Genomic DNA, 26,219 nt, shown 5'->3' on the forward strand with positions numbered 1-26,219 from the left:
AATCGCTTAGGTCGCGCGGGCGGACGCGATCCTTTCCGCCAATGCATGAAAGCGCTGCAACTGGTCGGCGCGCAGCGCGCGCTGCTCGTCGCGACCGACAAACACCTTGAACATGATGCCACCGTCGACGTTGATGAACGCGATGAAGGCCGACGACTTGCCCATGAAGGGCCGCTCGACAAAAGCGATGGCTCCGCAGCGCTCGTGCCGGAGATGGCCGTGCAGCCCCTTCGGTTGCATCAGGTTGAAGTAGCCGCGGCCGACCTCGCCCGCTGGGATGGCGCCGGTGAACTCGAAGATCGCATCGTCGGTGTGGACGATCAGCGTCACCTCGCCCCATTGCGCGACGTCGTTCATCGCGGCGGCGAATTCGCTGCCAGAACCGAAACGCACCATCGTGTCAGGCAGTGCTTCGAGCACGGCGCGCGGGGTGACCTTGCGGTCCCGCGCCACATCCTCGATCACCGCGCCCGGATTTTCCGCCATATGCGCCTTGAGATCGGCAAGGTCCGTGCTCAGCATGGCACCCTCCCCGTCAAGCGGCGGCGCTGGATTTGCGCTCGCTCAGGATCACCTCGAATCCTTCGAACTTGGGATGGCCGAGGTAGAGGCTTTCGCCGGTCTTGTTGTCGGCGCGGGCATGCGCGCGGCGGAACTCTTCCGATTTGGTCCAGGCTTCGAACGCCGCCTTGCCGACCCAGACCGTATGCGACGAATACAGCGTGTGATCCTCGGCAACGGGCCCCTTGAGCAGGTGAAACTCGACGAAGCCGGCCATGTTGCTGAGATAGGACTCGCGCGAGCGCCAGACATTCTCGAAGGCCGCTTCAGAGCCAATCTTCACCTGGAACCGGTTCATCGCGATAAACATTTGAAATCTCCTTGGCTTAGTTGCTGGGGTGCGCCTGGCGTACCGTTTGAGTTGGTTAAAAGCATGAACGCGCCGAAGCCGCGCTGGAGCATCAGCGCGGCCCGGTGCCGTTGGAGGTGATGGTCTCACCCGAGACCGCGGATTCTTCGTGTCAGGTTCCTCCGAAATGATATCTGAGACCGCCCTTGAAGACGATGCCGGCGCCGGCGCTGGCCCATTTAACGTCGTTCTGCGTGTCGCCCGTGCTCCCGACCGGAATGGCATACGGACGATAGTACTGGTTGAGGAGGTTCTCGACTGAGAAGTTAAACGTGAGGTCCCGCGTGGGCTGGTACTGCAGATAAAGGTTGACGAGGTCGTACGAGGTTGCCGGCGTGTAGGTCGGAGGAAGGTTCGTGTTTGCGATCGCCGACGTCCACAGCATGGAAAGAATGAGCGTCCTGTCGAGCAACCGAACACCGGCCGTCGTCGTGATCTTCTGCGGCGGCACAGTGTACAGTCCAAACCCCGTCTGCAGGTTCTTGCCATCCTGGAAGGAGCCAGAGATGCCTGCGTACCAGAGGCCGGCGTCATACATCGTCTCGGCCTCGAAGCCCTGGATTCTTGCGGAGGCGACGTTCTGATACTGCAGGAAGGGCAGGACGGTAATCCTTGGCGCGGGTGGTGGGCCGGTCGGCACCGTCAGCGGCGTACCAAAGGCAACCTGGTCGATGAAGTCGGTGATGTCGTTGCGGAAGAAGTTGATCTTGCCGCGGAAGCTGTCGCCGGCGATGAACAGATCGTTCTTCCGGATGTTGAAGCCGATTTCCTTGTTCTTGCCGACCTCGGGACGCAGGTTCGGATTAGGCACGAAACAGAAGGTCGAGTCGGCGCCCGGACCCGGCGTCCCCGATGGGCAACGGAAGAACGAATCGTTGATCGTAGCGCCGGCATGCGGACCGTTGACCAGCGTCTCCGTGATCGACGGAGCGCGGTAGCCTTCTGCATAACTGGCATACGGCGTCACCACCGCCACCGGCATCAAGGCGACCGTGATCTTCGGCGACAGCCGGTCACCCCCTGCGGATGTCGCCCCTGATTCCAGGCTGTAGTTGTCGTAGCGAAGTGCGCTGATCGTCTCCAGCAGGTTGCTGTATGTCGCCTTCCACTGGACAAATCCGCCGGACACCGTACGCCTTCCACCTGGAGTCGTAACGTCCGACGTACCGCGCCGGTCGGCAGTCTTCACGTTGTCCTGGAACGCATCGGCGCCGTAGGTGACCGCATGGTACCAATCCGCATACTCGAATCGTGAGGTGTTGTGCGCGTCGAAACCGACCGTATCGAGCAGATAACCTCGGTTGTCACCAATGCAGCCGGAGACCGCATTGCCCGGCACGCCGCCACAAAATGCGGAGGGAGTCGTGCTGGTGTGACGCGTCTTGATCTGATCGTTCTCGGTGCGATTCCAATAGACCTTCGCATCCCAGTCGAACACCTTGTCGTCCGGCTGCGAATATTTCCAGCCGAGGGTCGTCGTGTAGTTCTTGACGTCGGTATGATAGATCGACGTGCCGTTGAGGTTATTGGTCCCGTTTGGATTGGTTGAGTTGGGATCACCGGCGCGCCGCGGCGGCTGGCCCACGTTGTAAAGGTCTTCCTGGAATATCGTGCCCAGCTTGATTTCGTGTCCGTCAGCAGGACGCACCGTCACCTTGGCGAGGCCGGCGGTAAGCCGGTTTCCGGTATTGGCGACTTCGAAACCCGTGCCGTCCTTGTAGCTTTCCTGCGTGCTGTAGGTGCCGCCGGCGAACACATCGACATTCGGATTGACGTGAACACCGCCAAAGACCGAGCCCAGGGCACGGCCATAGTTTGTGCCGAGAATGGTTTTGGCGTCCACACCCCAACGCTCGCCCGGACGCACGACGTCTTCGATGTCCTTGGTGCGGAACGACGCCACGCCACCGATCGCGCCCGAACCGTAGATGTTGGCCGTCGGACCGCGCACGATGTCGATGCTGCTGACCAGTTCCGGGTTAAGGAAGAAAGAACCGTTCGCGAAATGGCCGGTGCGCTGATAGTTCTGCCGTGCGCCATCGACGACCACGGCAACGCGACCAAAATCCTGCAAGCCGCGAATGTTGATCGAGGTCGACGGCTCATCGCCGCGATCCTGCACCCAGACACCGGGAATATTGTAGAGGAGACCGCCGAGCGTGCTGGCCTGGCGACCCTGAATCTGCTCCAGCGTCACCACGCTGACGGGAGCCAGCGCGTCGATGGCGCGTTCTTCGGTCTTCGAAGCCGCGACAGTGATGGTATCAAGCGACTGCACTGGCACCGCACCGATCTGCGCCATCGCATTCATGACAGGCGCCGGGGCCTGCGCTTCCTGCCGTGGTTTGGCCTGGCTGCGCTTGCCCTGCTTCTGTTTCTTCTGCTCGGGTGTGCGCGTGACCGTCTCCGCTTCGAGCGCCTGCGTGAACGCTGCGGTTGATGACAATAACGCAAATGAAAATGCCGACGCGCCCAAAACCAAGGCGCGCGAATGCCTAGCCCCGAAAGCCATACTGCCCCAACTGTTATTTGCCTATTGGGCTGGCTGGCGGGCGCCGGTGATGAGGCGGCTGCTTGCTGGCTACCAAACTTCGTCGCGACCGGGCACCCCCGCTCGTATCGCGTCCATCTTGGTTACGCCGCGGTACGGAACCGGTCAATAATGCCACCGCGCACTTTATATCAATTGTAAAGTGCAGCGGTTGGATTGCGGCTCCGCCCAATTATACATGCGTGGATCGATTGAATTTTTCGGGGCACCAAAGCACAAAATGTCCGCGACAACAGGAGACAAGCTCGGAAGCACCCGGACGCAAGCCGGCAATCCCGCTTCCGCAGCCAGATCGCTTGCCATCAGCGGCAACCGGATCGACAGCCGCGAACTGTTCGCCACCGAGCGCGAAATCATCATCGCGCATGGCGAGGAGCATTATCGCCTGCGCCTGACGTCGCAGAACAAGCTGATCCTGACGAAGTGACCTACCTGGTGAACCGGAAATGACAGTTTGTCGCACGCTTGCAGTGTCAGCCGCCATGGGCTGTTTCCTGCTCGGCGGCGTCGCGCTCGCTGCGGGCGTTACGGTGCATGATGCCCATGATCGCGACGTCACGATCGCAGACCCCGCGCGGATCGTCTCGATCGGCGGCGCGATCACGGAAATTCTCTATGCGCTCGGTTTCGAGGATCGCCTCGTCGGCGTCGACTCGACCAGCCTCTATCCGGCCGCGGCGCGCGAGAAGCCGGATGTCGGCTACATGCGCCAGCTTTCGGCCGAGGGCGTGCTCGGGCTCAACCCCTCCCTGGTGCTGGCGGCGCAAGGCTCCGGGCCGAAGGAAACCATCGACGTGCTGGAAGCCGCCAAGGTGCCGCTGGTGCTGGTGCCGGACACGTTTTCGGAAGCAGGCCTGCTCGACAAGATCAAGCTGGTCGGCCACGCCATGGACGCGGACAAGCGGGCCGAATGCCTGACCGCGGCGGTGTCGGACGATCTGGCGCAACTGCGCGAGCTGCGCGCCAAGGTGACGAAACCGGTGCGCGTGATGTTCGTGATGTCGCTGTTGAACGGCCGGGCGATGGCCGCCGGAAAGAACACCGCGGCAAACGAGATCATCGCGCTTGCCGGCGGCGTCAATGCCATCGACAGCTATGAAGGCTACAAGATCATCAATGACGAGGCGATCGTCGCGGCGAAGCCCGACGTGGTGCTCTCGATCCAGCGCGGCAAGGATTCGCTGGATGCCGAAACCGTATACGTCCATCCGGCCTTTGTGCTGACGCCGGCTGCGGCCAACAAGGCCTTCATCTCGATGGAAGGCCTCTATCTGCTCGGCTTCGGGCCGCGCACGGCGGCCGCCGCCCGCGATCTCTCGATCAAACTCTATCCGGCGCTGGCGCCGCAGGCCGAGAAATTCAAGCCTGCGGCACTTACCGCCGATTGCCGGAAATGACCGTTCTGACCGAGGGTAGCGCCAAGCGACGCAGCGGATACGCGTTGCGCCCTCCGGCCTCGCTGACCCTCACCTGCCTGTTCGCCGCGCTGGCCGGCGCGGCGCTGATCGCGCTGACGGTAGGCGCTGCCGGCATTCCGCTGGCGCGGCTGCCGGCTGCACTCCGCCTGTGGGGCGAGGCTTCTGCAGGTCCGAGCCTCGCGCGTGACCAGCTCGTGGTGTGGTCGATCCGGATTCCACGGATCGGCGCGGCCGCGATGATCGGCGCGCTGCTCGCGGCATCGGGGGCCATCATGCAGGGGCTGTTCCGCAACCCCCTCGCCGACCCCGCACTGGTCGGCGTTTCCTCCGGCGGCGCGCTGGCGGCAGCGGCTGCGATCGTCTTCACCGACAGCCAGATCGGCCAGAACTTCCGCTTCATGCAGCATCATTTGCTGCCGATCGCAGCCTTCGCTGGTTCGCTCGCGACCACCGTCATTCTTTATTCGATCGCGAGCCGCTCCGGGCGGACGTCGATCGCGATTTTCCTGCTGGCCGGCATTGCCATCGCCGCGATCGCCAATGCCGGGGTCGGGCTCCTTGTGTTCATCGCCGACGATCGCCAGTTGCGCGACATCACGTTCTGGCTATTGGGCTCGCTGAGCGGCGCGACCTGGCCCAAGCTCGCCACGCTGGCGCCGGTGCTGGGATGTGCCGCGATCGCCTGCCTCTCGATTGCGCGTGGGCTCGACGTGCTGGTGCTCGGCGAGGCCGAGGCGTTCCATAGCGGTGTCGACGTCGAACGGCTGAAGCGGATTTCGATCGTGCTGGTATCGGCGATGACGGGCGTGGCGGTTTCGGTCTGCGGCGTCGTGGGCTTTATCGGCATCGTGGTGCCGCATCTGTTGCGGCTGGTGATCGGGCCGGCGCACCGGTTGCTGTTACCCGCTTCCATGCTGCTGGGCGCGGTGCTGCTGGTGGGCGCCGATACGCTGGCCCGCACCATCGTGGCGCCCGCGGAAATGCCGATCGGCATCCTGACCGCAGCAATCGGTGCGCCGTTCTTTCTGGCGATGCTGCTCCGCCAGCGCGGGCTGGTTTCGCTATGACCGCCATTCTCGAAGTGCAGTCGGCTTCAATGGTCGTTGGCGGCGCCACGCTGGTCGACGGCATCGATCTTTGCGTCGCCCCCGGCGAAATGGTCGCGATCGTCGGCCCCAACGGCGCCGGCAAATCGACGCTGCTGCGGATGCTATCAGGCGATCTCCGCCCGACGCGCGGCCAGATCAGGCTGAAGCAGCGCGACATCCAAAGCTATCCGCCGCGCCTTCTCGCTTTTCACCGCGCGATGCTGTCGCAGCATGTCAACGTCACCTTCCCGTTCACGGTCGAGGAGATCGTCCATATGGGCGCGGGCGACGCCGGCCGCGCCGCCGCCCAGCGGCTGGTCGATGCGGCACTCGGCGAGGTCGATCTGGCGCATTTCAGCCAACGACAATTACCGACGCTCTCCGGCGGCGAACAGCAGCGCGCGCATTTCGCCCGTGTGCTGGTGCAGCTCGCCTGCGGCGAGGCGCAGCATGGGCCGGGCCTCTTGCTGCTGGACGAGCCGACTTCGAGCCTCGACATGCGCCACCAGATCGACCTGGTGGAAACCGCGAAGCGGCGCGCGCAGAACGGCACGGCTGTTATCGCTGTGCTGCACGACCTCAATCTCGCCATGCGCTTCGCCGATCGCATCGTGCTCTTGCATCGGGGTAAGCTCGCCGTCGATGGCGGTCGCAGCGATGCGATCACGGCCGAGACCATCCGCCGGATCTTTGAGGTCGATGTGAAGATCGACTATACCGACGCCGGCGTGCCGTTCCTGCTGCCGCAGACCATGCGGCCGGCTGCAGCGCAGTAACGCCTGAACCGCAGCCTTATCCAACGCCGTTACGCGGCTTTCACAAAACTGTCAGCCGGCTGTAACAGCGGCTGCGCAAGACACACCGCATCGCCATTCAACAGGAGATCCGCCATGCGCGTGTCATTGCTCTGCTCCGTCGCGTCCATGTTTCTGGCCGGCGCCGCCTTCGCTCAAGGTGAAGGCGAGTTTCCCGCCACGCTGAAGGGCCACGCCGTGCTGCCGGCGCAAACCTTTATCAACGCGCCCGCCGATGCGCCTGACGATCTCAAGACATCAGGCAAATACACTACCGGCCGCCGCGTCGACACTGTGGGCACCGTGATGGGCAAGTCCTACGAACGCCCGACCGGCGTTTCGCTGCCGTTCAAGGGCCAGCCGCTGCAGGGCCATTCCGGCATCAAGGTGATGCCGGATGGCTCGTTCTGGGTGCTCACCGACAACGGCATGGGCTCGCGCTACAACTCGGCCGACTCGATGCTGTACCTGAACCGGCACAAGATCGACTGGGCGAGCGGCAAGATCGAGCGGCAGGAAACCGTCTTCCTGCACGACCCCGACAAGAAGGTGCCGTTCCGCATCCTCCATGAAGACACTGCCAAGCGCTATCTCACCGGCGCCGACTTCGACACCGAAGGTTTTCAGGTCATCGGCGACACCTTCTGGATCGGCGACGAGTTCGGACCCTATGTGCTGAAGGCCGATAAGACCGGCAAGGTCCTGGCGGTGTTCGACACGACCGCCGACGGCAAGCCGGTGCGCTCGCCCGATCATTGGTCGGTGCAGTCGCCTGCAGCTCCAGGCGCGAGCTACACCACCGTCAACCTCCGCCGCTCCAAGGGCTATGAAGGTTTTGCCGGCTCGAAGGACGGCAAGTTCCTCTACGGCCTGCTCGAGGGGCCGCTGTGGGATGCCGAGAAGAAGGACTTTGAGAAGGTCGATGGCAAGGAAGCCGCGCGGATCCTCGAATTCGACGTCGCGGCCGAAAAATTCACCGGCCGCTATTGGCACTATGTGTTCGAGCAGAACGGCAACGCCATCGGCGATTTCAACATGATCGACGCGACGAGCGGCCTGATCATCGAGCGCGACAATGGCGAAGGTACCGCCGACAAGGCTTGCCCGGCCGGCCAGCGCGGCGAGAACTGCTTTGCGGACCTCGCCAAATTCAAGCGCGTCTACAAGATCGAGCTCTCCGACGCCAATATCGGCAAGCCGGTGCGCAAGATCGCCTATGTCGACCTGATGAAGATCAAGGATCCCGACAAGAAGGCGCGCAAACCGCTCAATGACGGCGTGCTGACCTTTCCGTTCTTCACCATCGAGAACGTCGAGCGCGTCGACGAGACGCATATCATCGTCGGCAACGACAACAATCTGCCGTTCTCGTCGAGCCGCGATCCCAACAAGGCTGACGACAACGAGTTCGTGCTGCTGGAGGTGCGGGAATTCTTGAAGGCGAAGTAGGTCATCTCCTTCTCCCCGCCCTTCGCGGGAGACTTGACTCCCTCTCCCCGCGAATAGCGGGGAGAGGGAACAGAGAAGAGCTCTACGGCATCACCGTCTTGCGCCGCCCGATCGCATCGGATCGTGACATCCACTCCGGCAGCGGCGCACCATCCCGATGCCGTCCGCCGGCGCAAGCTGCGGCCCAGGCGGCGACGGCGCCGAGCAGAATCGCGGTCGCGACCGAGAAGGCGAGAATGATGCTGCTGCGCCGTGATCGCGTAATCGCAGTCTTGGCGCTGGCGACGACGCTATCGACGCGCCGCTCCGCATCCGGCGCGGAAAGGCCCGTAAGGGCGCCGACCTGCTGAATCAGATAGGTGCGGTCGTCGGCGCTGAGCCCGCTGTGGCTGGACGTGGTGAGCAGGATGCGCCCTGCTTCGGCCCGCTCCGCGCTAAGATCGACATTGGGTGCTCGGCGACCGGCGCGAAACAGCCGGTCCAGCTCATAGCTCAACAGCGGCTCTGCCGTACCGGCCTGCGCAGAACTGCGCATCGAGGGCGTCCGGCTGATCGTGGCCACGCTCACCAGAGCTGCGAGCAGCACTCCCAGGATCACGGCGAGGGACCAGACGCCCAGGCCATGGACGCCGTCTGCCCGTTCAGTGTCCTCCACGGATGCAGCGGCGGTCGCGGTGCGAACGCGGCCGGCGACATAGCCGCCAAGGCCGAAGCTCACGATGGCCTGCAGGATGAGGTAGATGCCCGACAGGATCGCGAGCGCTGCGGACGCATCGCGCCATGTCGGGGCGGTCGATGTCACGCCGAGACCGATCGTGGCGCCAAACGTCAGCAGCACGGACGAAAGCGCGGTCGCCGCAAACGCGCCAAGCACGATCGGCGACCATTGCAGGAAACGCGGCGCGATATCGCTGCGCACCGCAGGAGAAGCGTTTTCCATCGACCTCTCCATGCGTTAGCGAAGGCCGAAGAAGGACAGAATTGCCAGGATCACGACAATGAGACCGACGAGATAGATGAGCCCATGCATGGCTTTCTCCATGTGCCCCGCCGCCATTTCTCATCGACAATCGGCCGGCATTGGCAAAGTTCCTCCCATTGGCAGGAAAAAGATGCAATCGACGCGGCGCAGCAGAAGTCCTTCGCTCGCTACGAACGCAATGTTCGCTCGTCGACACTTTGCCGGCCGCGCTCGCTTCCCCATATTCAGTGCATACGCGCAAGTACTGGGACCAAGGATTGACCGGGCAGCTCGCACTATTTCCCGAAGACCGGCCCGATGGCCTGCAATACGCGGCCGAATTCATCTCGCGCGAGCTTGAGCGCGAGCTCATTGGCCATGTCTCGGCGTTGCCGCTGCAGCCGTTCCAGTTCGGCGCGTTTGAAGGCAAGCGCCGCGTGGCGTCGTTCGGGTTCCGCTACGATTACACGCTGCAGCGATTGCAGCCGGCCGAGCCGATTCCGGGGTGGCTCGGTCCGCTGATCGAGAAGGTCGAAGCGTATGGCGGGCCCTCGATGCACATCGCGCAGGTTCTCTGCACCGAATACGATCCCGGCGTCGGCATTGGCTGGCACCGCGACAAGCCGCATTTCGGCAGGATCTTTGGCCTGTCGCTCGGATCATCCTGCAAATTCCGGTTTCGCCGGGCGGCAGCCGAAAAATGGCAGCGCTACACGCTCGAGACCGCGCCGCGCTCGCTTTATATGCGGTCCGGCGAGTCCCGCGAGGTCTGGGAACACAGCATTCCTCCGGTCGAGGCGAAGCGCTATTCGATCACGTTCCGCACGATGGCTGACCGAAAGAGCTGACAGAGCGGCTTTCCGTTCTGATAAACTGGCTGCTGATTCAGATACCACAGGAACCGATGGCAAGACGTACCGGCAGCGCCGACCTACCCCTGCACGGCGGGCGCGTACCCGCCTGGCTCGGGGTACGCATGTCCTCGCTCGGCGCGATCATCACCCAGGCGATCGTGCATCATTACGGCCGCGACGAATTCCTGCGGCGGCTATCGCATCCGTTCTGGTTTCAGTCGTTCGGCGCTGTGATGGGCATGGACTGGCATTCGTCCGGCATCACCACCAGCGTGATCGGCGCGCTGAAGCGCGGACTCAAGCCGCTGGAGATTGAGCTTGGGATTCATGTCTGCGGCGGCCGTGGCCAGCACTCCCGCAAGACGCCGGACGAGCTTCGCCTGCTCGGCGAACGCACCGGCTTCGACGCGCCACAATTGGTTCGCGCCAGCCGTCTCGTCGCCAAGGTCGACAGCGCCGCCGTGCAGGACGGTTTTGATCTCTATCTTCACGGCTTTTTCGTTACCGATGACGGCAAATGGACGGTCGTGCAGCAGGGCATGAACGGCGACAAGCGGCAGGCGCGGCGTTACCATTGGCATTCCGAGCAGCTCGAAAGTTTTGTCGACGAACCGCATAGCGCAATCGACGGCCCTCAGCAGGGCGAGATCGTCAACCTCACCGACCACCGCGCCGGGCGGTCGCGCGCGGCGCAGCTTGAGTTGCTGAGCGAGCTGGGGCCGGATGGCATCGCCAATGAACTGGCGATTATCGAACGCAAGGAGCCGACCCAAGCCTTGCTGCCGCATCTGGTGATGCCGGCGCATCATGACGTCAGGTCGACCGATGTCTTCAGCCGCCGCTTGCACGGCGCGCTCGCCGCCGCTGCCGAGCGCGGACCGGTGGATTTTCCGGAATTGCTGCTGACGCCCGGCGTCGGCCTGCGCACGGTGCGTTCACTGGCGATGGTTGCCGAAGTTGTCCACGGTGCGCCGTACCGGTTCAGCGACCCGGCACGTTTCTCGCTGGCGCATGGCGGCAAGGATCGCCATCCCTATCCCGTCCCGATCAAGGTCTATGACGAGACCATCCGCGTGCTGAAGTCGGCGGTGCGGAACGCAAAACTCGGACGCGACGAGGAGATGCAGGCGTTGAAGCGGCTCGATGACCAGTCGCGCCGGCTCGAACGTTCTGCGGAGGGGCCGTCGCTGGACGCGTTCATCGCAGGTGAGCGCGCGGCCTCTCCAGAGCTCGACGGCCGCTCGGTGTTCGGATGGGAAGCGGAGTTGAGCGCGCGCAAGAGCAAATGAGCACGGGCTCTCCCCGCCCTTCGCGGGGGAGAGGGTCGGGGTGAGGGGATCTATCCGCGTACTTACTGCTGAGTGAGTCTGCCGAAGCAGCCCCTCACCCCCGCCCTCTCCCCGTGAAGAACGGGGAGAGGGAGAGGCGCAAGCTCAGCCCGCCGGCACCATCACCACGCCCTTGTCCTTGGGCCAGCGTATCCGCCAGGCGAAGTTGATATCCCTCACCTCGCCGGGCTTGGCCTCGAACGCCCATTCCAGCACGCCGCGTCTGTCGCGGATGTTGCTTGCGGTCGGCGCCGTCGTGGAAGACAGCATCTCGACCTGGATTTCCTCGTTCTCGCTGACCGGCAACTGATCCTCGATCGCGATCCGGATCGGGAAATCATGGCCGTTGCGCACGGTGGTCTTGAACGCGCGCTCGTCGGTCTTCGACGTCGTCACGATCAGGCCGGCCGATCCCTCGTTGCGCTTGAGAACCGCGCGTTCGATCTTGATCTTGTCGTCGGCGCCGAAGCCGAGCCGCACGGTCTCGTCCTTGGCCGCGGCGGCCATCTGCCCGCGGCCGACGAAGACGCCGTCGCGGTAGATCGAGACTCGGCCAGGCAATAGCGGCGCGTCCTCGTTCTGGTTGAAGTTCGCCTCGAGGAATGCGGTCGGGTCTTTCACCGGCGCGGCGCGGACCGCGAGTTCGGGGGCGATGGTTGCGGTGGAAACGCGCAGACTCTTGGCGCCTTCGCTGGCGCCGAGGCTGACGCGACCGGGAATTTTGAACACCACCTGGAAGCCGCTGACATCGGCCGCGGCCTGCTGTTCGTCGGCACGTTCGGCGAGGGATTCCGCCACCTTTGCGGCAGGCGCCGGCGCCGAGCGCAATCTATTATCCATCGCGCCGCTGACGGACGCTTGAGGTCGCGGCGGTTGCGGGTAGTGCACGATCAGCGGATTGAGCTCGGGCGCGCTGCCGCCGCGCGCGGTTCGCATGGTCGACACACTGAGCGCGACGTTCGACCAGTCCTCGCCGGTGGCCTGCGTGATTTCGGCGCGGCGCACCAGTTCGAGCGCGGGCTTGCGGTCTTTCGCGCCGGTATCGAGACGGGCGTCATAGAGCGGCGTCCAGCGCGCACTGCGCACCGCATAGGTCACCCGCAGCGTCGCCTTGGTCGCGGCAGCCGCCGCGAGCTCGATCCGCACCTCCAGCTTGTTCGGCGGCTTCTGGGCCTTGTCCTGCTCGAGGCGCGCGATTTCACGGTCGAGGTCGCGCTGCTTGCGTTCGGCATCGCGGATCGCGGCTTCGGCACTGGCGACTTCTTCGCCAACCGCGGCAAAGGCAGCGCGCCATTCAGATACCGGCCGCGCCTCGCCTTTGTCGCCGATTCCGCCCGGCGCGGCATCCGCAAATCGCTCGGCGAACTTGCGCCGCGCTCTCGCCGCATCGATTACGCCCTGCAGGTTGACGCGCTCGTCCTTCAGCGCCTCGATGCGCTTGTCGAGTTCGGGCAAGTTGACCGGTGGCGCCGCGCGCGGTGGCTTGGCGTCGATCGCGCCGATCGTGAGCTTTGTGCCGGCCTCACCCTCGACCCGCAGCGACGTGGGGTCGAGCGTGAGCGGAAGATCCTTGAGAACAGCGGAATTTTCACCGGCCGGCAGATCGAGCGTGACGAGGCGCGTTACGCTGGCGCCGTCGGGATAGACGGTGACGGCGTCCACCGCCGAGCTCGCGGCGATGTCGGCGGCCTGCGCCTCACCGGCGGCAAGCGCCGTCAGAACGACGAGGCTCGTCGTCAAAAAGCTGTTCGCAATCAATCGCATGGATACCCTCCTGAACCGCCCGCCGGATGGCTGCGGACAAACAACGCCCACCACTCCCGGTCATGAGACGCGGCGAGGAAGGAATCGGTTCGATCGGGATTCGCCGCGGCAGCACCGCGGCGAAAGGCCTTCCCTGGAAGGAAGGGAATGCGCTTTAAAACGCCAGCGCCTTGGCCTGCTTCACCTGCGGCAGCGCTTGCACCTTGGCAAGCACGTCGGCCGGCACGGGGCCGTCGATCTCAACCAGCGCGATGGCGTCGCCGCCCTGCTTGACGCGGCCGAGATGGAATGTGGCGATGTTGATCTTGGCGTCGCCGAGCAGGCTGGCGAAGCTGCCGATGAAGCCGGGCTTGTCCTCGTTGGTGACATAGATCATCGACTTGCCGAACTCGGCATCGACCCGGATGCCTTTGATGTCGACCAGCCGCGGCTTGCCGTCGTGATAGACGGTGCCGGAAACGGAACGCTCCTGCCGTTCGGTGGTGACGGTCACCGTGATCAGGCTTTCGTAATCGCTCTGCGCCGCGCGTACGATCTCGTCGACGACCATGCCGCGCTCCTTCGCGACGACCGGCGCGGAGACCACGTTGACTTCGCCCAGCATCGGGCGCAGCAGGCCCGACAGCACCGCCGAGGTGATCGCCTTGATCTTCATCTCGGCGACGTGTCCCTCATAGGTGATCTGGACTTTCAGGATGCCGCTCTCGGTGAGCTGGCCCGCGAACGAGCCGAGCTTTTCGGCGAGCTCAATGAACGGCTTCAGCTTCGGCGCTTCCTCCGCCGTGATCGATGGGAAGTTCACCGCGTTCGAAATCGCGCCGGTGAGAAGATAGTCCGACATCTGCTCGGCGACCTGCAGCGCGACGTTCTCCTGCGCTTCGGTGGTGGAGGCGCCGAGATGCGGCGTGCAGATCACGTTGGGATGGCCGAACAGCACGTTCTTGGTGGCGGGCTCCTCGACGAAGACATCGAAGGCGGCGCCGGCGACATGCTTGGAATTCAGCGCATCGAGCAGCGCCTGCTCGTCGACCAGGCCGCCACGGGCGCAATTGATGATGCGAACGCCCTTCTTCATCTTGGCGAGCGCCGCCGCGTCGATGATGTTCCTGGTCTTCTCAGTCAGCGGCGTGTGCAGCGTGATGAAGTCGGCGCGCCTCAGCAATTCGTCGAGCTCGACCTTCTCGACGCCGATATCCTTGGCGCGCTCCGGCGACAGGAACGGATCGAACGCGACGACCTTCATTTTCAGGCCGAGCGCGCGGTCGGCTGCGATCGAGCCGATATTGCCGCAGCCGACCACCCCTAAGGTCTTGCCGGTGATCTCGACGCCCATGAAGCGGTTCTTCTCCCACTTGCCGGCCTGGGTTGAGGCGTCGGCCTGCGGAATTTCACGCGCCAGCGCCAGCATCAAGGTGATCGCGTGTTCAGCGGTCGTGATCGAGTTGCCGAACGGCGTGTTCATCACGATAATGCCCTTGGCGGTCGCCGCCGGAATCTCGACGTTGTCCACACCGATGCCGGCGCGGCCGATCACCTTGAGCTTCTTGGCCCTGTCGATGATCTTCGCGGTCGCCTTCGTCGCCGAGCGGATCGCCAGGCCGTCGTAATTGCCGATAATCTCGGCGAGCTTGTCCTTGTCCTTGCCGAGATTGGGCTGAAAGTCGACCTCGATGCCGCGATCTTTGAAGATCTGGACGGCCGCGGGAGATAGCGCGTCGGATATGAGAACTTTGGGTTTGGTCATCTGAATGTTTCCTTCAGGAAATCGATCGTCGTCCCGGCCGAAGCGCCTCTTGGCGCGTAGAGCCAGGACCCATACTCCGAGCTGATGGTTATGGGTCCCGGCTCGCGCTTCGCTTGGCCGGGACGACGGCCAAATAGGAGGACGAGTTACGCGGCCTTTGGCAGCGCGGCCTTGGTCTCGGCAAACGCCCAGTCGATCCACTGCGTCAGCAGCGCGACGTCGGAGGCTTCTACCGTGGCGCCGCACCAGATCCGCAGGCCCGCAGGCGCATCGCGGTAATAGGCGAAGTCGTAACCGGCAGCTTCCTTCTCCACCAGTGCAACCAGCTTCTTGGAGAACTCGGCCTGCGCGTCGGCGGTCAGCGAGGTGATCGCGGGATCGATGAACTTCAGGCACACCGAGGTGTTGGAGCGGATCGATGCATCCTTGGCCAGGAAGTCGATCCACGGCGTTTTCGCCTTCCAGTCCGACAGCACCTTGGTGTTGGCATCGGCGCGCGCGATCAGGGCCTTGAGGCCGCCGATCGATTTCGCCCAGTTCAAGGCATCGAGATAGTCCTCGACGCACAGCATCGACGGCGTGTTGATGGTCTCGCCCTCGAAGATGCCCTGGTTGAGCTTGCCGCCCTTAGTAAGGCGGAAAATCTTCGGCAGCGGCCAGGCCGGCTTGTAGGTCTCGAGCCGCTCCACCGCGCGCGGTGAGAGGATCAGCATGCCGTGCGCGGCCTCGCCACCCAGCGCCTTCTGCCAGGAGAACGTCACCACATCGAGTTTTGCGAAATCGAGTGCTTGCGCAAACGCAGCCGACGTCGCGTCGCAAATCGTGAGGCCTTGGCGGTCCGCGCTGATCCAGTCGGCGTTCGGCACGCGCACGCCTGAAGTCGTGCCATTCCAGGTGAAGACGATGTCGGAATCCGGATCGGCCTTGCTCAGATCGGGAAGATCGCCATAGCCGGCGTGCAGCTTGGTGACGTCCTTGAGCTTCAATTCCTTGACGATGTCGCTGACCCAGCCCTCGCCGAAGGATTCCCAGGCGATCGTGGTGACGGGGCGCGCACCAAGCAGCGACCACAACGCCATTTCGACCGCGCCGGTATCGGACGCCGGCACGATGCCGATCTTGTAGTCGGCCGGCACTTCCAGCACTTCGCGCGTCAATTCGATCGCAAGCTTGAGCTTAGCCTTGCCGAGCTTCGCGCGGTGCGAGCGACCGAGGGCTGCGTCCTTGAGATTTTGGGGATTCCAGCCGGGGCGCTTGGCACAGGGGCCGGAGGAAAAATGCGGCACGTTCGGCCGCGCAGCGGGCTTCGCTACGGTCATGAATCTATCCTTCCAGATAGTAAGCCTCCCGTTGGGGGGAGGTGTCCCGCCGCGGTCATTAGGGGAATCGGGCTCGATCGTCAAGAAGCTTCGGGGGCTTCACGCTCGATTGATGGCGCCTCGTCCACGCAGGGAGCCGGCTCCTGCTGCAGAAGTTCGGCGGCATCGATGACCAGTTTGGCGGCCTCTTGCCGGCTCGAGACCTTCAAAATGCTGGTGTCCCCTGCCTGCACGACTTCCGATCCGGACAATCGAATATTTTTTCATTGGAAATCCCCGCCCACAGCCCCATGGGAGAGCCCGGCATAGCGGAGACGTTCCGGTCCGTAAAATCACGGACGTATGCGTAGTTTATCGCTTGTTAACCGGATCGCACAGTGACGACTACCTCAGGCATTCGTCGCAAGCGCGCTTCAACCGCGGTTGGCTGATCTTTATTCTGACGCGTTTTCTTGGCGCGAACCGGATGCCATCCCGGATCAAGTCCGTGGCAGGCGAAAACGCTATGGCTGTCAAAATCGCAAGGTCATGCCGACATGGCTGCGCGCAAAGCCGAGCCGCTCGTAGAACCGCTGCGCGTCGACACGGGTGTGATGCGTCAGCAATTCGACCAGTCTGCATTCCCTCGTGCGCGCTTCCACAATCGCCCACTGCACCATTTGCTCGCCGATGCCGCGGCCGCGGCAATGGCTGGCGACGCGGACATCCTCGATCAGGCCACGCGATGCGCCCTGCGAGCTCAGCCCGGGCAGAATGCATAGCTGCAGGCAACCGACCACGGCGCCCCCGCCGTCCTCGGCGACGACGAGAAGGATGTTCGGGTCGAGCTGCAGCCGTTCAAAGGCCGTGAAATAGGATTGCGGCAGTGGGTCTTCGATCCGCTCACGCGCACCGCCGAGCGGATCGTCCGCCAGCATGGCGATTATGATGCCGACGTCCTCGCGGCGCGCGGGGCGGATGGTGACCTCCGGGATGGCAGACATGACGCATTCCGGTGAAGTCAGCGCGCCGGCGCAAGGACGAGAAATTTCTCGGTCTCGCCGATCCAGCGGCGCACCGCGGCGTAGCCATCGAGATGGAAGCCGCCTTCGTGCGCCACGCGGGTATAGGCCAGTAGCGATATGTCGGCGAGCGTGACGGCATCGCCGACCAGGAACGGCGTCAGCGCAAGCTGGTGCTCCATCCGCGCCAGCGCCGCATAGCCGCGCTTGACCTTTTCAGGGTCAAGATCGGAGGCCGGCTTCTTCAGGTAGAACATCTGGAAGCGGCAGACGGCGATGTAGGGCTCGTGACTATATTGTTCCCAGAACAGCCACTCGTCCATCTTCGCTTCCGCGAACGCGTCCTGCGGAATGAGACGAGAACCGCGGGCGAGATAGCGGATGATGGCGTTGGATTGCGCCAGCGTGCGGCCGTCGTCGAGTTCGATCGTCGGAACCTGGCCGGCGCCATTGCGCTTGAGAAATTCCGCCGTCCGCGTCTCGCCCTTGAGCGTATCGACCGCCATCCAGGTGTAGGGCAGCGCGAGATGGTCGCATACCCACTTCACCTTCAGACAATTGCCGGAATTGGTATCGCCGTAGATCTTCATGCGCCGCCCTCGTTAGGGCGATAGTGCAACAGGCGGCGGCAATTCTGTCAACGGCGCCGGAGCGGCGCCGCCGTGGCGGGATCAGAATTTGTAGCCGAGGCCAGCGCGGACCGTGTTGATGGTGGTATCGACGCTCGAAGTAAACCGGAGATACTCCCACTCGGCGCGAAGGAAAAGGCCCGCGTATAGCATCACATCGACGCCGACACCGCCGGCGAAACCGGTGATGAAATGAGAGTTGGCGTTGTCCGTCAGGCTACCACCTCCCGAGTAGTTGGGCAGCGGTGGAATGGCCGAGCCGACATATTGATAGTTGGCGGCATAATCGGCCCTGCGGTTGATATTCGCCTGCCCCATTGCAATGCCGGCAAATCCATAGGGCAAGAAGTTGTCGATAGCGTATCCGCCGCGCACCCGCAGCGAGCCGTAATCGGTGACTTTCATCGACGCGCTCGAGGATATCGCAACGGTGGACACATAGTCGGCCGGATACTGAAACGAGCGGGCTTGCGCGCCGCTGTTGGCTCCAAAAAAATTGCCATGGGTGTAGTTCAGTTCGATGGCGACGACGGCTTCGGTCCACTGCCAATTATACCCGATGAACCCGCCAAAGCCGCTATTTTGCATATGGGCCTTGCCGTGCACCGGCCACCTCGAGATGCTGAACTCCGATTCCAGATCGAGATTGTTCATGAGCTTGGCGAGCAAGTCCTGGCCGGAATTGGTGAAGTCCATGTCCGCCGCGCCGTGAGAAGCGTGGCCACCGATATAGCCGCCGCCCCAGTTGACGTTGCTTGCGCTCAGTCCGTCGGTGAAGCTGCCGCGGAGAAACGGCATATCAGCCGCCTGCGCACCACTTACCGCTCCACACATCACCGCAACCAATAAAAAACGACGCATCGCAACGCTCCATCGCCCCACTCTGAACTTGCGCTGATCATCGCCTGTTAACCTTAACCAATGGTTGTCGAGAACTCAGATTGGCGCAATCTTGTCGGAAAGCCGACGCATTTTTCTCATCGCGCCGCAGTTGCGCTGGCATCGCGCGCAAGCAAAACGGCGCGGGAAGAGCTCCCGCGCCGTTTGCAAATGTTAACGAAAGAAGGCCGCGATTAACCTTTCCGGATCAGCGGCGGCGGCGCGTAGACCTGCGGAGATTCCAGATTCCAACGCACGCCGAGCTTCAGATCATGCGAGGTGATATCCTTGAACTTGAAAACATTGTTGGTGGTTACCCCGGTGTAGTCCGAGAGGATGCCGGTTTGTCCTTCACCCAGATTGACATAACTGTAGGCAAGTTCGAGCACGAGATTCGGATTGACGTTATAGGCAAGACCAGCGTGGGCTGCCCACGCGAAATTCCACTTCGAGCCGGTCGGCGCGCTCGCGAAACTCGTCGTTGTGAATGGCAGGTTGTTCGTTCCCGTATCCGTAAAATTCGAGATCGTCACGCGCGCGCCCCCGACGCCGGCACCGATGAACGGGGTAATGCACCACCAAGTGCCGAGATCGACATAGGCATTGGCCATCACCAGCCACTCGGACTTGCTGCCACCGTAATTGTCGATCCCACTATAAGCGATGCCGCCGGCAGTTCCGGTGAAGCGGTCGGTCGCTTTAAAATTGGCGTTGCCACGATACTGCCCGGTCACGTCAGCACGGAACCAATTGTTGAGCCGGTACCCGACACCGATTCCATAGATGCCTGCAGTGTCGAACGCAGACTGCTGCTCGAACGATGTCAGCTCCGAATAGGCGGATTCACGGCCATAGTGAACGTCCTTCACTTTCTGATTGCTGAAGCCGATGTCGCCGCGCAGATACCAGCCGCCGAAATCCTCGACCACCGGGGCCGGAGCGTACGGAGGGGGCGCAATCGCCATGTCGGCAGCAAACGCCGCCTGGGACAACAAAGTGGCCGCACCGGCGGCAATGAAAGACTTAACGCTACGCATGGGGTCGTCCTTTTGTCCGGTGAGGCTGACTGCAAAGGGCCCCACTTCAAAAATCCACGGACGGACGATGACATTAAATGCTTAAACGGCGCTTAACCCTAATTTTTAAGGTTGACAATCTCTGACTTTTTTCACGGCGCCGCTTGCGACGCGAGTCTCGATGCATTTGCACACGACACATGAGGTGAAAGCGCCATACATCCTAACGGTATATTGAGAATCCGCGTGCTGCCGCGCCGTTAAGACTTTGTTGATGCGGCGAGCTACGCGCTCGCCTCGCGGTAACTCGTCAGCGCACGTGCTTTGGCATCTTCGGCAGGAACACCGCGAGCAGGCCGAGCGCGGGCAGGAATGCGCAGAGGTGATAGACGAAGGCGATGCCGGTGTGGTCGGCAAGCTTGCCGAGCACCGCCGCGCCAACTCCGCCGATGCCGAAGGCCACGCCGAAGAACACGCCGGAGATCATTCCGAAGCGATGCGGCATCAATTCCTGCGCGAACACGATGATGGAAGACGTCGCCGACGAGATAATTAGGCCGATCAACACCGTCAGCACCGCGCTGCCGACGAGGCCGGCATAGGGCAGCGCCAGGGTGAACGGCAGCGCGCCGAGGATCGAGAACCAGATCACGTATTTGCGCCCGAAGCGATCGCCGAGCGGCCCGCCGAAAAATGCGCCCACCGCATTGGCGGCAAGGAACAGGAAGAGATAGAGCTGGGCTGCCTGAGTCGACACCTGAAACTTTTCGATCAGATAGAAGATGTAGTAGCTCGACAGGCTCGACACGTAGAGCTGCTTGGAGAATAACAGCGCAACCAGCACCGCGAGCGCGATTCTGACGCGCCGGGAATCCGGCAGGTCCGGATGACGATCCACTGCCGCCGCTTTCTTCGTCGTGATCTGCGGCTTGTACCAAACGCCGATCCGCCACAGGATCACGATCGCCAGAAACGCGATCGACGAGAACCAGGCGATCGAGGGCTGGCCGAACGGCACCACGATCAGCGCCGCCAGCACCGGTCCCATCGACGTGCCGAAACTGCCGCCGAGCTGAAACACCGATTGCGCGAAGCCGTAGCGTCCGCCGGAAGCCAGCCGCGCGATCCGCGCCGACTCCGGGTGAAACACCGCAGACCCCAGTCCGACCAGCGCCGCCGCGATCAGGATGATCGGATAGAGATGCGCGACGCTGAGCAATAGCAAGCCGAAGAACGTGAAGCCCATGCCGATCGCAAGCGAGAACGGCTGCGCCTTCTTGTCGGTGAAGTGCCCGACGACGGGCTGCAGCAGCGACGCGGTGAACTGGAACGCCAACGTGATCATGCCGATCTGCGCGTAGTCGAGCGCGTAGGCCTCCTTCAGGATCGGATAGACGGACGCAATCAACGACTGCATGGTGTCGTTGAGGAAATGCGAGAAGCTGATTCCGGCAAGCACGATGTAGGCCGGCCCTGCCGCCGCCGCTTTCGCGGCAAGCCCCGGCGCCGCGTCCGACACGACCACCGGCGCGGTCGCGGTTTCCTCAGTTACGATGACGGGCTTGTTCAACGGCGCATTTCCGAAAGGATTCGCTGACGCAATGCCGCGTTTTACGCCGCACGCCCGGTTGCGACCAGCAGCAATAGCCGATAGCTGCGATGCGCTCCTGCGCACCGCAGATCAGCAATCGCGCGTCCTTTGGATAAAGCGTGCTTATGCAGCGGCGGCGTGGCCGAGCGCGTTGACGATCTGGTCGACGACTTCCTCGACCAGGAGGCGGTCGTCGCCCTCGCCCATCACGCGGATCACAGGCTCGGTGCCGGACGAACGCACCAGCAGCCGACCGTGGCCATTGAGGCGATTCTCGCCGTCCATGATCGCCGATTTCACCTCGGCGTGGTCGAGCGGCTTGCCGGAGCGATAACGTACGTTCTTCAAGATCTGCGGCAGCGGATCGAAGCGGTGGCAGACCTCCGACACCGGGCGGCGAAGCTTTTGCACCACGGCCAGCACCTGCAGCGCGGCGACGAAGCCGTCGCCTGTCGTGGCGTAGTCGGAGAGGATGATATGGCCGGAGGGCTCGCCGCCGAGATTATAGCCCTGCGACATCATCTGCTCGAGCACGTAACGGTCGCCGACCGGCGTGCGCACCATGCCGAGGCCCTGCCCCTCGAGGAAGCGCTCGAGCCCGAGATTCGACATCACGGTAGCGACGATGCCGGGCTTGGCAAGACGGCCGTCTTCCTTCCAACTTTGCGCGATCACCGCGAGCAACTGGTCGCCGTCGACGACGTGGCCGCGCTCGTCGACCAGGATGACGCGATCGGCGTCGCCATCGAGCGCAATGCCGATATCGGCGCGCATCTCGCGCACCTTCTTGGCGAGCGCCTCCGGCGAGGTCGAGCCGCACTCCTTGTTGATGTTGAAGCCATCGGGTTCGACGCCGATCGCGATGACGTCGGCTCCGAGCTCCCACAGTGCTTCCGGCACCACCTTGTAGGCCGCGCCGTGCGCGCAATCGATCACGACGCGCAGGCCGTCGAGCGAGAGCTCGCGCGGCAGCGTCCGCTTGGCGAATTCGATGTAGCGGTCGTGGACGCCGTCGATACGGCGGGCGCGCCCGAGGCTAGCGCTCTGCGCCAAGCGACGGTCGATCGGCTCGTCGAGCAGTTGCTCGATCTGCTTCTCGACGTCGTCGGACAGTTTGAAGCCCTGCGGACCGAACAGCTTGATGCCGTTGTCCTCGAACAGATTGTGCGACGCCGAAATCATGACGCCGAGATCGGCGCGCATCGACTTGGTCAGCATCGCGACCGCCGGCGTCGGCATCGGGCCGAGCAGCAGCACGTCCATGCCGACCGAGGTAAATCCGGCCACCATCGCATACTCGATCATGTAGCCGGAGAGCCGCGTATCCTTGCCAATGACGACGCGGTGGCGGTGATCGCCACGCTGAAACACCAGACCGGCCGCCTGCCCCACCTTGAGCGCGAGCTCCGGCGTGATCAAACCATTGGCGCGGCCCCGAATTCCGTCGGTACCGAAATATTTGCGGCTCATGTGACCCCCAGCCATTCTGGTCTTCAGGCCATCACGGCCACGAATCCCGAATGCCTCCATTGTAGCGTGCTGGGGGTTATAATCCTTCGCCCGCTAAAATGGCTTCAAAAAATATGATGAATCATTACGGCCATTAGCGGCCAAAAGGCAATATAAGTATTTGTTATATCTGGATATTCACCCCAAGCAGGCCATCCGCCTGCCGGCTCAACCGCGCCGCTTGACGTGCTGGTCGCCTTTCGAAGGCGGCGGCTGAATGACATTGACCGGGTCGGATGCCGGAAAGGTCTCTTCCAGACCTTCGTCCAGCGCATCATCGAGCCGGCGCTTTGCTTCGCGATCGGCCGGGCCGGTCTCGACGGGGGCGGCTTTGCGCGGTCCGGTCATGGGATGTCCTCCCGGAATGGCGCCGCGAGATGCGATTTGGCTGGCCATCCAACCATGCTAGATGACGACGCAGCGAAGAAGTTCAAGAAGGGCCGGGACGTCCATGAAGCATATCACCTGCATTGAGGATCTGCGCCAGTTGCACAAGCGCAGGGTTCCCAAGGCGTTTTTCGACTACGCCGACCGCGGCTCCTACACCGAGGACACGCTGCGGGCCAATTCGGAGGATCTGCAGCAGATCAAGTTCCGCCAGCGCATCCTGGTCGACGTCTCCAAGCGCGATCTCTCCACGACGATCCTCGGCGAGCCGGCCGCGATGCCCTTGATCCTGGCGCCGGTCGGCCTGCTCGGCATGCAGCATGGCGACGGCGAAATCCATGCCTGCCGCGCTGCACAGGCCGCCGGCATTCCCTTCACCCAGAGCACGATGTCGATCTGCTCGATCGAGGATATCGCAGCCAGTGTCGACAAGCCGTTCTGGTTCCAGCTCTACGTGATGAAGGACCGCGGCTTCATCAAATCGCTGATCGAGCGCGCCATTGCGGCGAAATGCTCGGCGCTGGTGCTGACCGTCGACTTGCAGGTGATCGGCCAGCGCCATCAGGACATCAAGAACGGCATGACGGTGCCGCCGGAATGGTCGCTGTCGAAGCTGATCGATTTCGCGAGCAAGCCGTCATGGGTCGCGGGCGTGCTGCGCGGCAAGCGCCGCACCTTCGGCAACATTGTCGGCCACGTCAAAGGCACCGAGGATCTCACCAAACTCTCGGAGTGGACCGCGTCGCAATTTGATACCTCGCTGAACTGGAAGGACATCGACTGGATTCGCTCGATCTGGCCGGGCAAGCTGATCCTCAAAGGCATTCTCGACGTCGAGGACGCCGAAATCGCGGCCAAGACCGGCGCGCAGGCGATTGTGGTTTCCAACCATGGCGGCCGCCAGCTCGACGGCGCGCCATCCTCGATCGAGGTGCTGCCGGAAATCGTCGATACCGTCGGCTCGAAGATGGAGATCATGTTCGACGGCGGCATCCGCTCCGGCCAGGACGTGGTGCGCGCACTCGCGCTCGGCGCCAAATCCTGCATGATCGGCCGCGCCTATGCCTATGGCCTAGGGGCCGGCGGCGAAGCCGGCGTCGCCAAGGCGATCGACATCCTGGCTAAGGAAATGCTCACCACGATGGGGCTGTGCGGCGTCAACACGATTGCCGAGATCGATGATCGTGTGCTGGCGGTGTGAGGCAGCCTGAGCACGGCTCGCTCAACGGGTCGTCCCCGCGAACGCGGGGACCCATACTCCGCGGCCCCTCAGTTTAGCGATGTGGTAGACGCTTTCCCTCCACAATAAACAATTGTGGTTATGGGTCCCTGCGTTCGCGGGGACGACGTGGGGATGGAGCGACGCACACCTCACATCGGCGGTGTGATCCCGTCGCGGCCGACATTGACGCGGTTGGCTTCGAGCGTGCCGTCGTCCTTCTTCACCGCGCCGAAGATGATGATCTTCGCGCCCGGCTTCAGCTCGGACTTGTCGCCGGCGACGAAGGTGACAACAGGCGTATCCGGCGGCACCACGACTTTCTTTTCGCCGTCCTTGTATTTGACCAAAATGTTCTGGCCATCGGTGCCCTTCACCGTCTGGGCGACGGTGGCGTTGGTCATGGTCGAGTTCGGGCGCTGATCCCATGGCCGAAAACCTTCGGCCGCGCCGCGCTGGTTTTCCGGGAAGATATGCACCGCGACCGCCTTCTGGGTGCCGTCCGGCTCCGGCATGCCGGTGACGCCGATATAAGAGCCTTCCTTGATCTCGGACAGCGCGGTCTTCGCCACGCCGAACACGGCGACATTATCGGTGAGACGGACCTTCATGTCGGCGCCCTCGCGCGACTTGACCGACAGCATGGACCCATCGACTGCCTCGATGGTGCCGCGAATGCGCACCGTCGGTGGCTGCTGTGCCCAGGCCTCCGTTGCTAACAGCGCGACGAGGCCCAGCGAGGCCACAAACCCGCGCGGCCATGAAGATTTCGACATGATGTTCCTCCCAAAGTTGGATCGGCGCCCAATCCAACGCCAACACCGGGAGGAAATGCCTATTCCACGGCTGGCGCCCCGCCTACCGATCATCAAGGCGTGATCGTGTTTAGGCGCGCCAGCGCCGATCATGTATTCGTGAGATCGGCTTCGACGAGCGCACGAAGCTCCGGCGTCACCTCGGGACGCCGTCCGAACCACAATTCGAATCCCCGCACCGCCTGATGCAAGAGCATGCCGAGCCCATCGGCGGTCTTCAGCCCGCGCGCGCGTGCAGCGGTCAGCAGCGGCGTGTCGAGCGGCACATAAACGAGATCGGCGACGACGGCGCGTGACGGCAGCCGGCCGACATCGAGTTCGAGCGGCGGCTGGCCCTTCATGCCGAGGGAGGTGGTATTCACCAGAAGCCCGGCGCGCGGCAGGAGATCGCCGAGCGCATCCCACGCCACGGGCAACAAGCTCGCGCCGAACTGATCCGCCAACGCGCTCGCGCGCGCCATGGTGCGATTGACGATATGAATGCGCTTGATGCCGCGTTCGCGCAGTCCAAACACCACGGCGCGTGACGAACCGCCGGCGCCCAGCACCAGTGCATCCTCTGCCTGGTCCCAGCCGCTGGCGCAGGCATCGAGATTGTTGATAAAGCCTTCGACGTCGGTATTGGTCGAGCACAATTCGCCATCTGCGAACCACAGCGTGTTGGCGGCGCCGACCGCGCGGGCGCGCTCGTCCGGCTTCGACAGCGCCAGCGCGCGCTCTTTGTGCGGAATGGTGACGTTGGCGCCGACAAAGCCGCGTAGCGACAGGCGGAAGACGAAATCCTGAAACTCGTCGGGCGGCACCGCCTCGATGACGTAACCGCCCTCAATGCCCAACGTCCGCAGCCAGTAATGATGGATCAACGGCGAGCGCGAATGCGCGGCCGGCCATCCGATCAGGCAGGCGGCGGGGGGTTTAGGCACGGCAATAGTCTCCTCCAAAGACGTCGATGGCCGGGATAAACCCGGCCACCATTATCAATTTATCTTCCGC

The 26,219-nt window shown here is 63.1% G+C and carries 25 protein-coding genes; 8 read left to right on the forward strand and 17 right to left on the reverse strand.

What is annotated here, in order from left to right:
* Window positions 1-6: 6 nt before the first annotated feature.
* The 3 genes from hutX to KJQ96_RS18345 form a co-directional block, all read right to left on the reverse strand.
* Complete coding sequence (gene hutX / locus KJQ96_RS18335) at window positions 7-522, reverse strand: heme utilization cystosolic carrier protein HutX (protein ID WP_213287976.1); 516 nt, start codon at window positions 520-522, stop codon at window positions 7-9.
* A 13-nt stretch (window positions 523-535) separates the two neighbouring features.
* Window positions 536-871, reverse strand: a complete 336-nt coding sequence (locus KJQ96_RS18340) for an antibiotic biosynthesis monooxygenase (RefSeq protein ID WP_213287977.1) — start codon at window positions 869-871, stop codon at window positions 536-538.
* Window positions 872-1,022: 151 nt separating this feature from the next.
* Window positions 1,023-3,422 (reverse strand): TonB-dependent hemoglobin/transferrin/lactoferrin family receptor, encoded by a 2,400-nt coding sequence (locus KJQ96_RS18345; RefSeq protein ID WP_213287978.1) that lies wholly within the window; start codon window positions 3,420-3,422, stop codon window positions 1,023-1,025.
* A 259-nt stretch (window positions 3,423-3,681) separates the two neighbouring features.
* Between KJQ96_RS18345 and hemP the strand changes: the two genes are divergently transcribed.
* The 5 genes from hemP to KJQ96_RS18370 all read left to right on the forward strand — a co-directional run bounded on the left by hemP (window position 3,682) and on the right by KJQ96_RS18370 (window position 8,210).
* A complete protein-coding gene (hemP, locus tag KJQ96_RS18350) occupies window positions 3,682-3,888 on the forward strand; it encodes a hemin uptake protein HemP (RefSeq protein WP_057842183.1) in 207 nt (68 codons plus the stop codon).
* Window positions 3,889-3,907: 19 nt separating this feature from the next.
* Window positions 3,908-4,858, forward strand: a complete 951-nt coding sequence (locus KJQ96_RS18355; protein ID WP_213287979.1) for a hemin ABC transporter substrate-binding protein — start codon at window positions 3,908-3,910, stop codon at window positions 4,856-4,858.
* Window positions 4,855-5,946, forward strand: coding sequence for an iron ABC transporter permease (locus KJQ96_RS18360; protein ID WP_213287980.1), 1,092 nt, complete (start codon window positions 4,855-4,857; stop codon window positions 5,944-5,946). The genes KJQ96_RS18355 and KJQ96_RS18360 overlap by 4 nt, the downstream gene beginning before the upstream one ends.
* Window positions 5,943-6,743 carry a heme ABC transporter ATP-binding protein gene (locus KJQ96_RS18365; RefSeq protein WP_213287981.1) on the forward strand — a complete coding sequence of 267 codons (801 nt, stop codon included), beginning with the start codon at window positions 5,943-5,945 and terminating at the stop codon, window positions 6,741-6,743. The genes KJQ96_RS18360 and KJQ96_RS18365 overlap by 4 nt, the downstream gene beginning before the upstream one ends.
* A gap of 114 nt (window positions 6,744-6,857) precedes the next feature.
* Window positions 6,858-8,210, forward strand: a complete 1,353-nt coding sequence (locus tag KJQ96_RS18370; protein WP_213287982.1) for an esterase-like activity of phytase family protein — start codon at window positions 6,858-6,860, stop codon at window positions 8,208-8,210.
* A gap of 82 nt (window positions 8,211-8,292) precedes the next feature.
* Here KJQ96_RS18370 and KJQ96_RS18375 read toward each other — a convergent pair whose 3' ends face one another.
* Entirely contained in the window at window positions 8,293-9,150 is an 858-nt protein-coding gene (locus KJQ96_RS18375) for a hypothetical protein (RefSeq protein ID WP_249734193.1), read from the reverse strand.
* Between the two features lie 299 nt (window positions 9,151-9,449).
* On the opposite strand from KJQ96_RS18375, the gene KJQ96_RS18380 reads away from it, so the two are divergent.
* Window positions 9,450-10,019, forward strand: a complete 570-nt coding sequence (locus KJQ96_RS18380; protein WP_213287984.1) for an alpha-ketoglutarate-dependent dioxygenase AlkB — start codon at window positions 9,450-9,452, stop codon at window positions 10,017-10,019.
* A gap of 56 nt (window positions 10,020-10,075) precedes the next feature.
* Window positions 10,076-11,314: a DUF763 domain-containing protein gene (locus tag KJQ96_RS18385; RefSeq protein ID WP_213287985.1), complete on the forward strand. Its 1,239-nt coding sequence runs from the start codon at window positions 10,076-10,078 to the stop codon at window positions 11,312-11,314.
* Window positions 11,315-11,458: 144 nt separating this feature from the next.
* Here KJQ96_RS18385 and KJQ96_RS18390 read toward each other — a convergent pair whose 3' ends face one another.
* The 11 genes from KJQ96_RS18390 to KJQ96_RS18440 all read right to left on the reverse strand — a co-directional run bounded on the left by KJQ96_RS18390 (window position 11,459) and on the right by KJQ96_RS18440 (window position 23,153).
* Window positions 11,459-13,117: a mucoidy inhibitor MuiA family protein gene (locus KJQ96_RS18390; RefSeq protein ID WP_213287986.1), complete on the reverse strand. Its 1,659-nt coding sequence runs from the start codon at window positions 13,115-13,117 to the stop codon at window positions 11,459-11,461.
* Window positions 13,118-13,271: 154 nt separating this feature from the next.
* Window positions 13,272-14,861 (reverse strand): phosphoglycerate dehydrogenase, encoded by a 1,590-nt coding sequence (serA, locus tag KJQ96_RS18395; protein ID WP_213287987.1) that lies wholly within the window; start codon window positions 14,859-14,861, stop codon window positions 13,272-13,274.
* 146 nt (window positions 14,862-15,007) lie between these two features.
* Window positions 15,008-16,180, reverse strand: a complete 1,173-nt coding sequence (locus KJQ96_RS18400; protein ID WP_213287988.1) for a phosphoserine transaminase — start codon at window positions 16,178-16,180, stop codon at window positions 15,008-15,010.
* 80 nt (window positions 16,181-16,260) lie between these two features.
* A complete protein-coding gene (locus KJQ96_RS18405) occupies window positions 16,261-16,413 on the reverse strand; it encodes a hypothetical protein (protein ID WP_249734194.1) in 153 nt (50 codons plus the stop codon).
* Between the two features lie 279 nt (window positions 16,414-16,692).
* Window positions 16,693-17,163: a GNAT family N-acetyltransferase gene (locus KJQ96_RS18410; protein ID WP_213287989.1), complete on the reverse strand. Its 471-nt coding sequence runs from the start codon at window positions 17,161-17,163 to the stop codon at window positions 16,693-16,695.
* Between the two features lie 17 nt (window positions 17,164-17,180).
* A complete protein-coding gene (locus KJQ96_RS18415) occupies window positions 17,181-17,771 on the reverse strand; it encodes a glutathione S-transferase family protein (RefSeq protein WP_213287990.1) in 591 nt (196 codons plus the stop codon).
* 81 nt (window positions 17,772-17,852) lie between these two features.
* Complete coding sequence (locus tag KJQ96_RS18420; RefSeq protein ID WP_309142434.1) at window positions 17,853-18,692, reverse strand: outer membrane beta-barrel protein; 840 nt, start codon at window positions 18,690-18,692, stop codon at window positions 17,853-17,855.
* A gap of 191 nt (window positions 18,693-18,883) precedes the next feature.
* Window positions 18,884-19,726, reverse strand: a complete 843-nt coding sequence (locus KJQ96_RS18425) for an outer membrane protein (RefSeq protein WP_082637347.1) — start codon at window positions 19,724-19,726, stop codon at window positions 18,884-18,886.
* A 289-nt stretch (window positions 19,727-20,015) separates the two neighbouring features.
* Window positions 20,016-21,275, reverse strand: coding sequence for an MFS transporter (locus tag KJQ96_RS18430; protein ID WP_213287991.1), 1,260 nt, complete (start codon window positions 21,273-21,275; stop codon window positions 20,016-20,018).
* 144 nt (window positions 21,276-21,419) lie between these two features.
* Window positions 21,420-22,766: a phosphoglucosamine mutase gene (glmM, locus tag KJQ96_RS18435; protein ID WP_213288160.1), complete on the reverse strand. Its 1,347-nt coding sequence runs from the start codon at window positions 22,764-22,766 to the stop codon at window positions 21,420-21,422.
* A 207-nt stretch (window positions 22,767-22,973) separates the two neighbouring features.
* Window positions 22,974-23,153, reverse strand: coding sequence for a hypothetical protein (locus KJQ96_RS18440; protein ID WP_213287992.1), 180 nt, complete (start codon window positions 23,151-23,153; stop codon window positions 22,974-22,976).
* Window positions 23,154-23,256: 103 nt separating this feature from the next.
* Between KJQ96_RS18440 and KJQ96_RS18445 the strand changes: the two genes are divergently transcribed.
* Entirely contained in the window at window positions 23,257-24,393 is a 1,137-nt protein-coding gene (locus KJQ96_RS18445; RefSeq protein ID WP_213287993.1) for an alpha-hydroxy acid oxidase, read from the forward strand.
* Between the two features lie 170 nt (window positions 24,394-24,563).
* Here KJQ96_RS18445 and KJQ96_RS18450 read toward each other — a convergent pair whose 3' ends face one another.
* Window positions 24,564-25,187, reverse strand: a complete 624-nt coding sequence (locus KJQ96_RS18450; RefSeq protein WP_213287994.1) for a hypothetical protein — start codon at window positions 25,185-25,187, stop codon at window positions 24,564-24,566.
* A 128-nt stretch (window positions 25,188-25,315) separates the two neighbouring features.
* Window positions 25,316-26,155: a shikimate dehydrogenase gene (locus tag KJQ96_RS18455; protein WP_375293181.1), complete on the reverse strand. Its 840-nt coding sequence runs from the start codon at window positions 26,153-26,155 to the stop codon at window positions 25,316-25,318.
* Between the last annotated feature and the right edge of the window lie 64 nt (window positions 26,156-26,219).

Origin of the sequence: Bradyrhizobium sp. sGM-13 (genome assembly GCF_018398875.1) — a bacterium.
Lineage (GTDB): Bacteria > Pseudomonadota > Alphaproteobacteria > Rhizobiales > Xanthobacteraceae > Bradyrhizobium.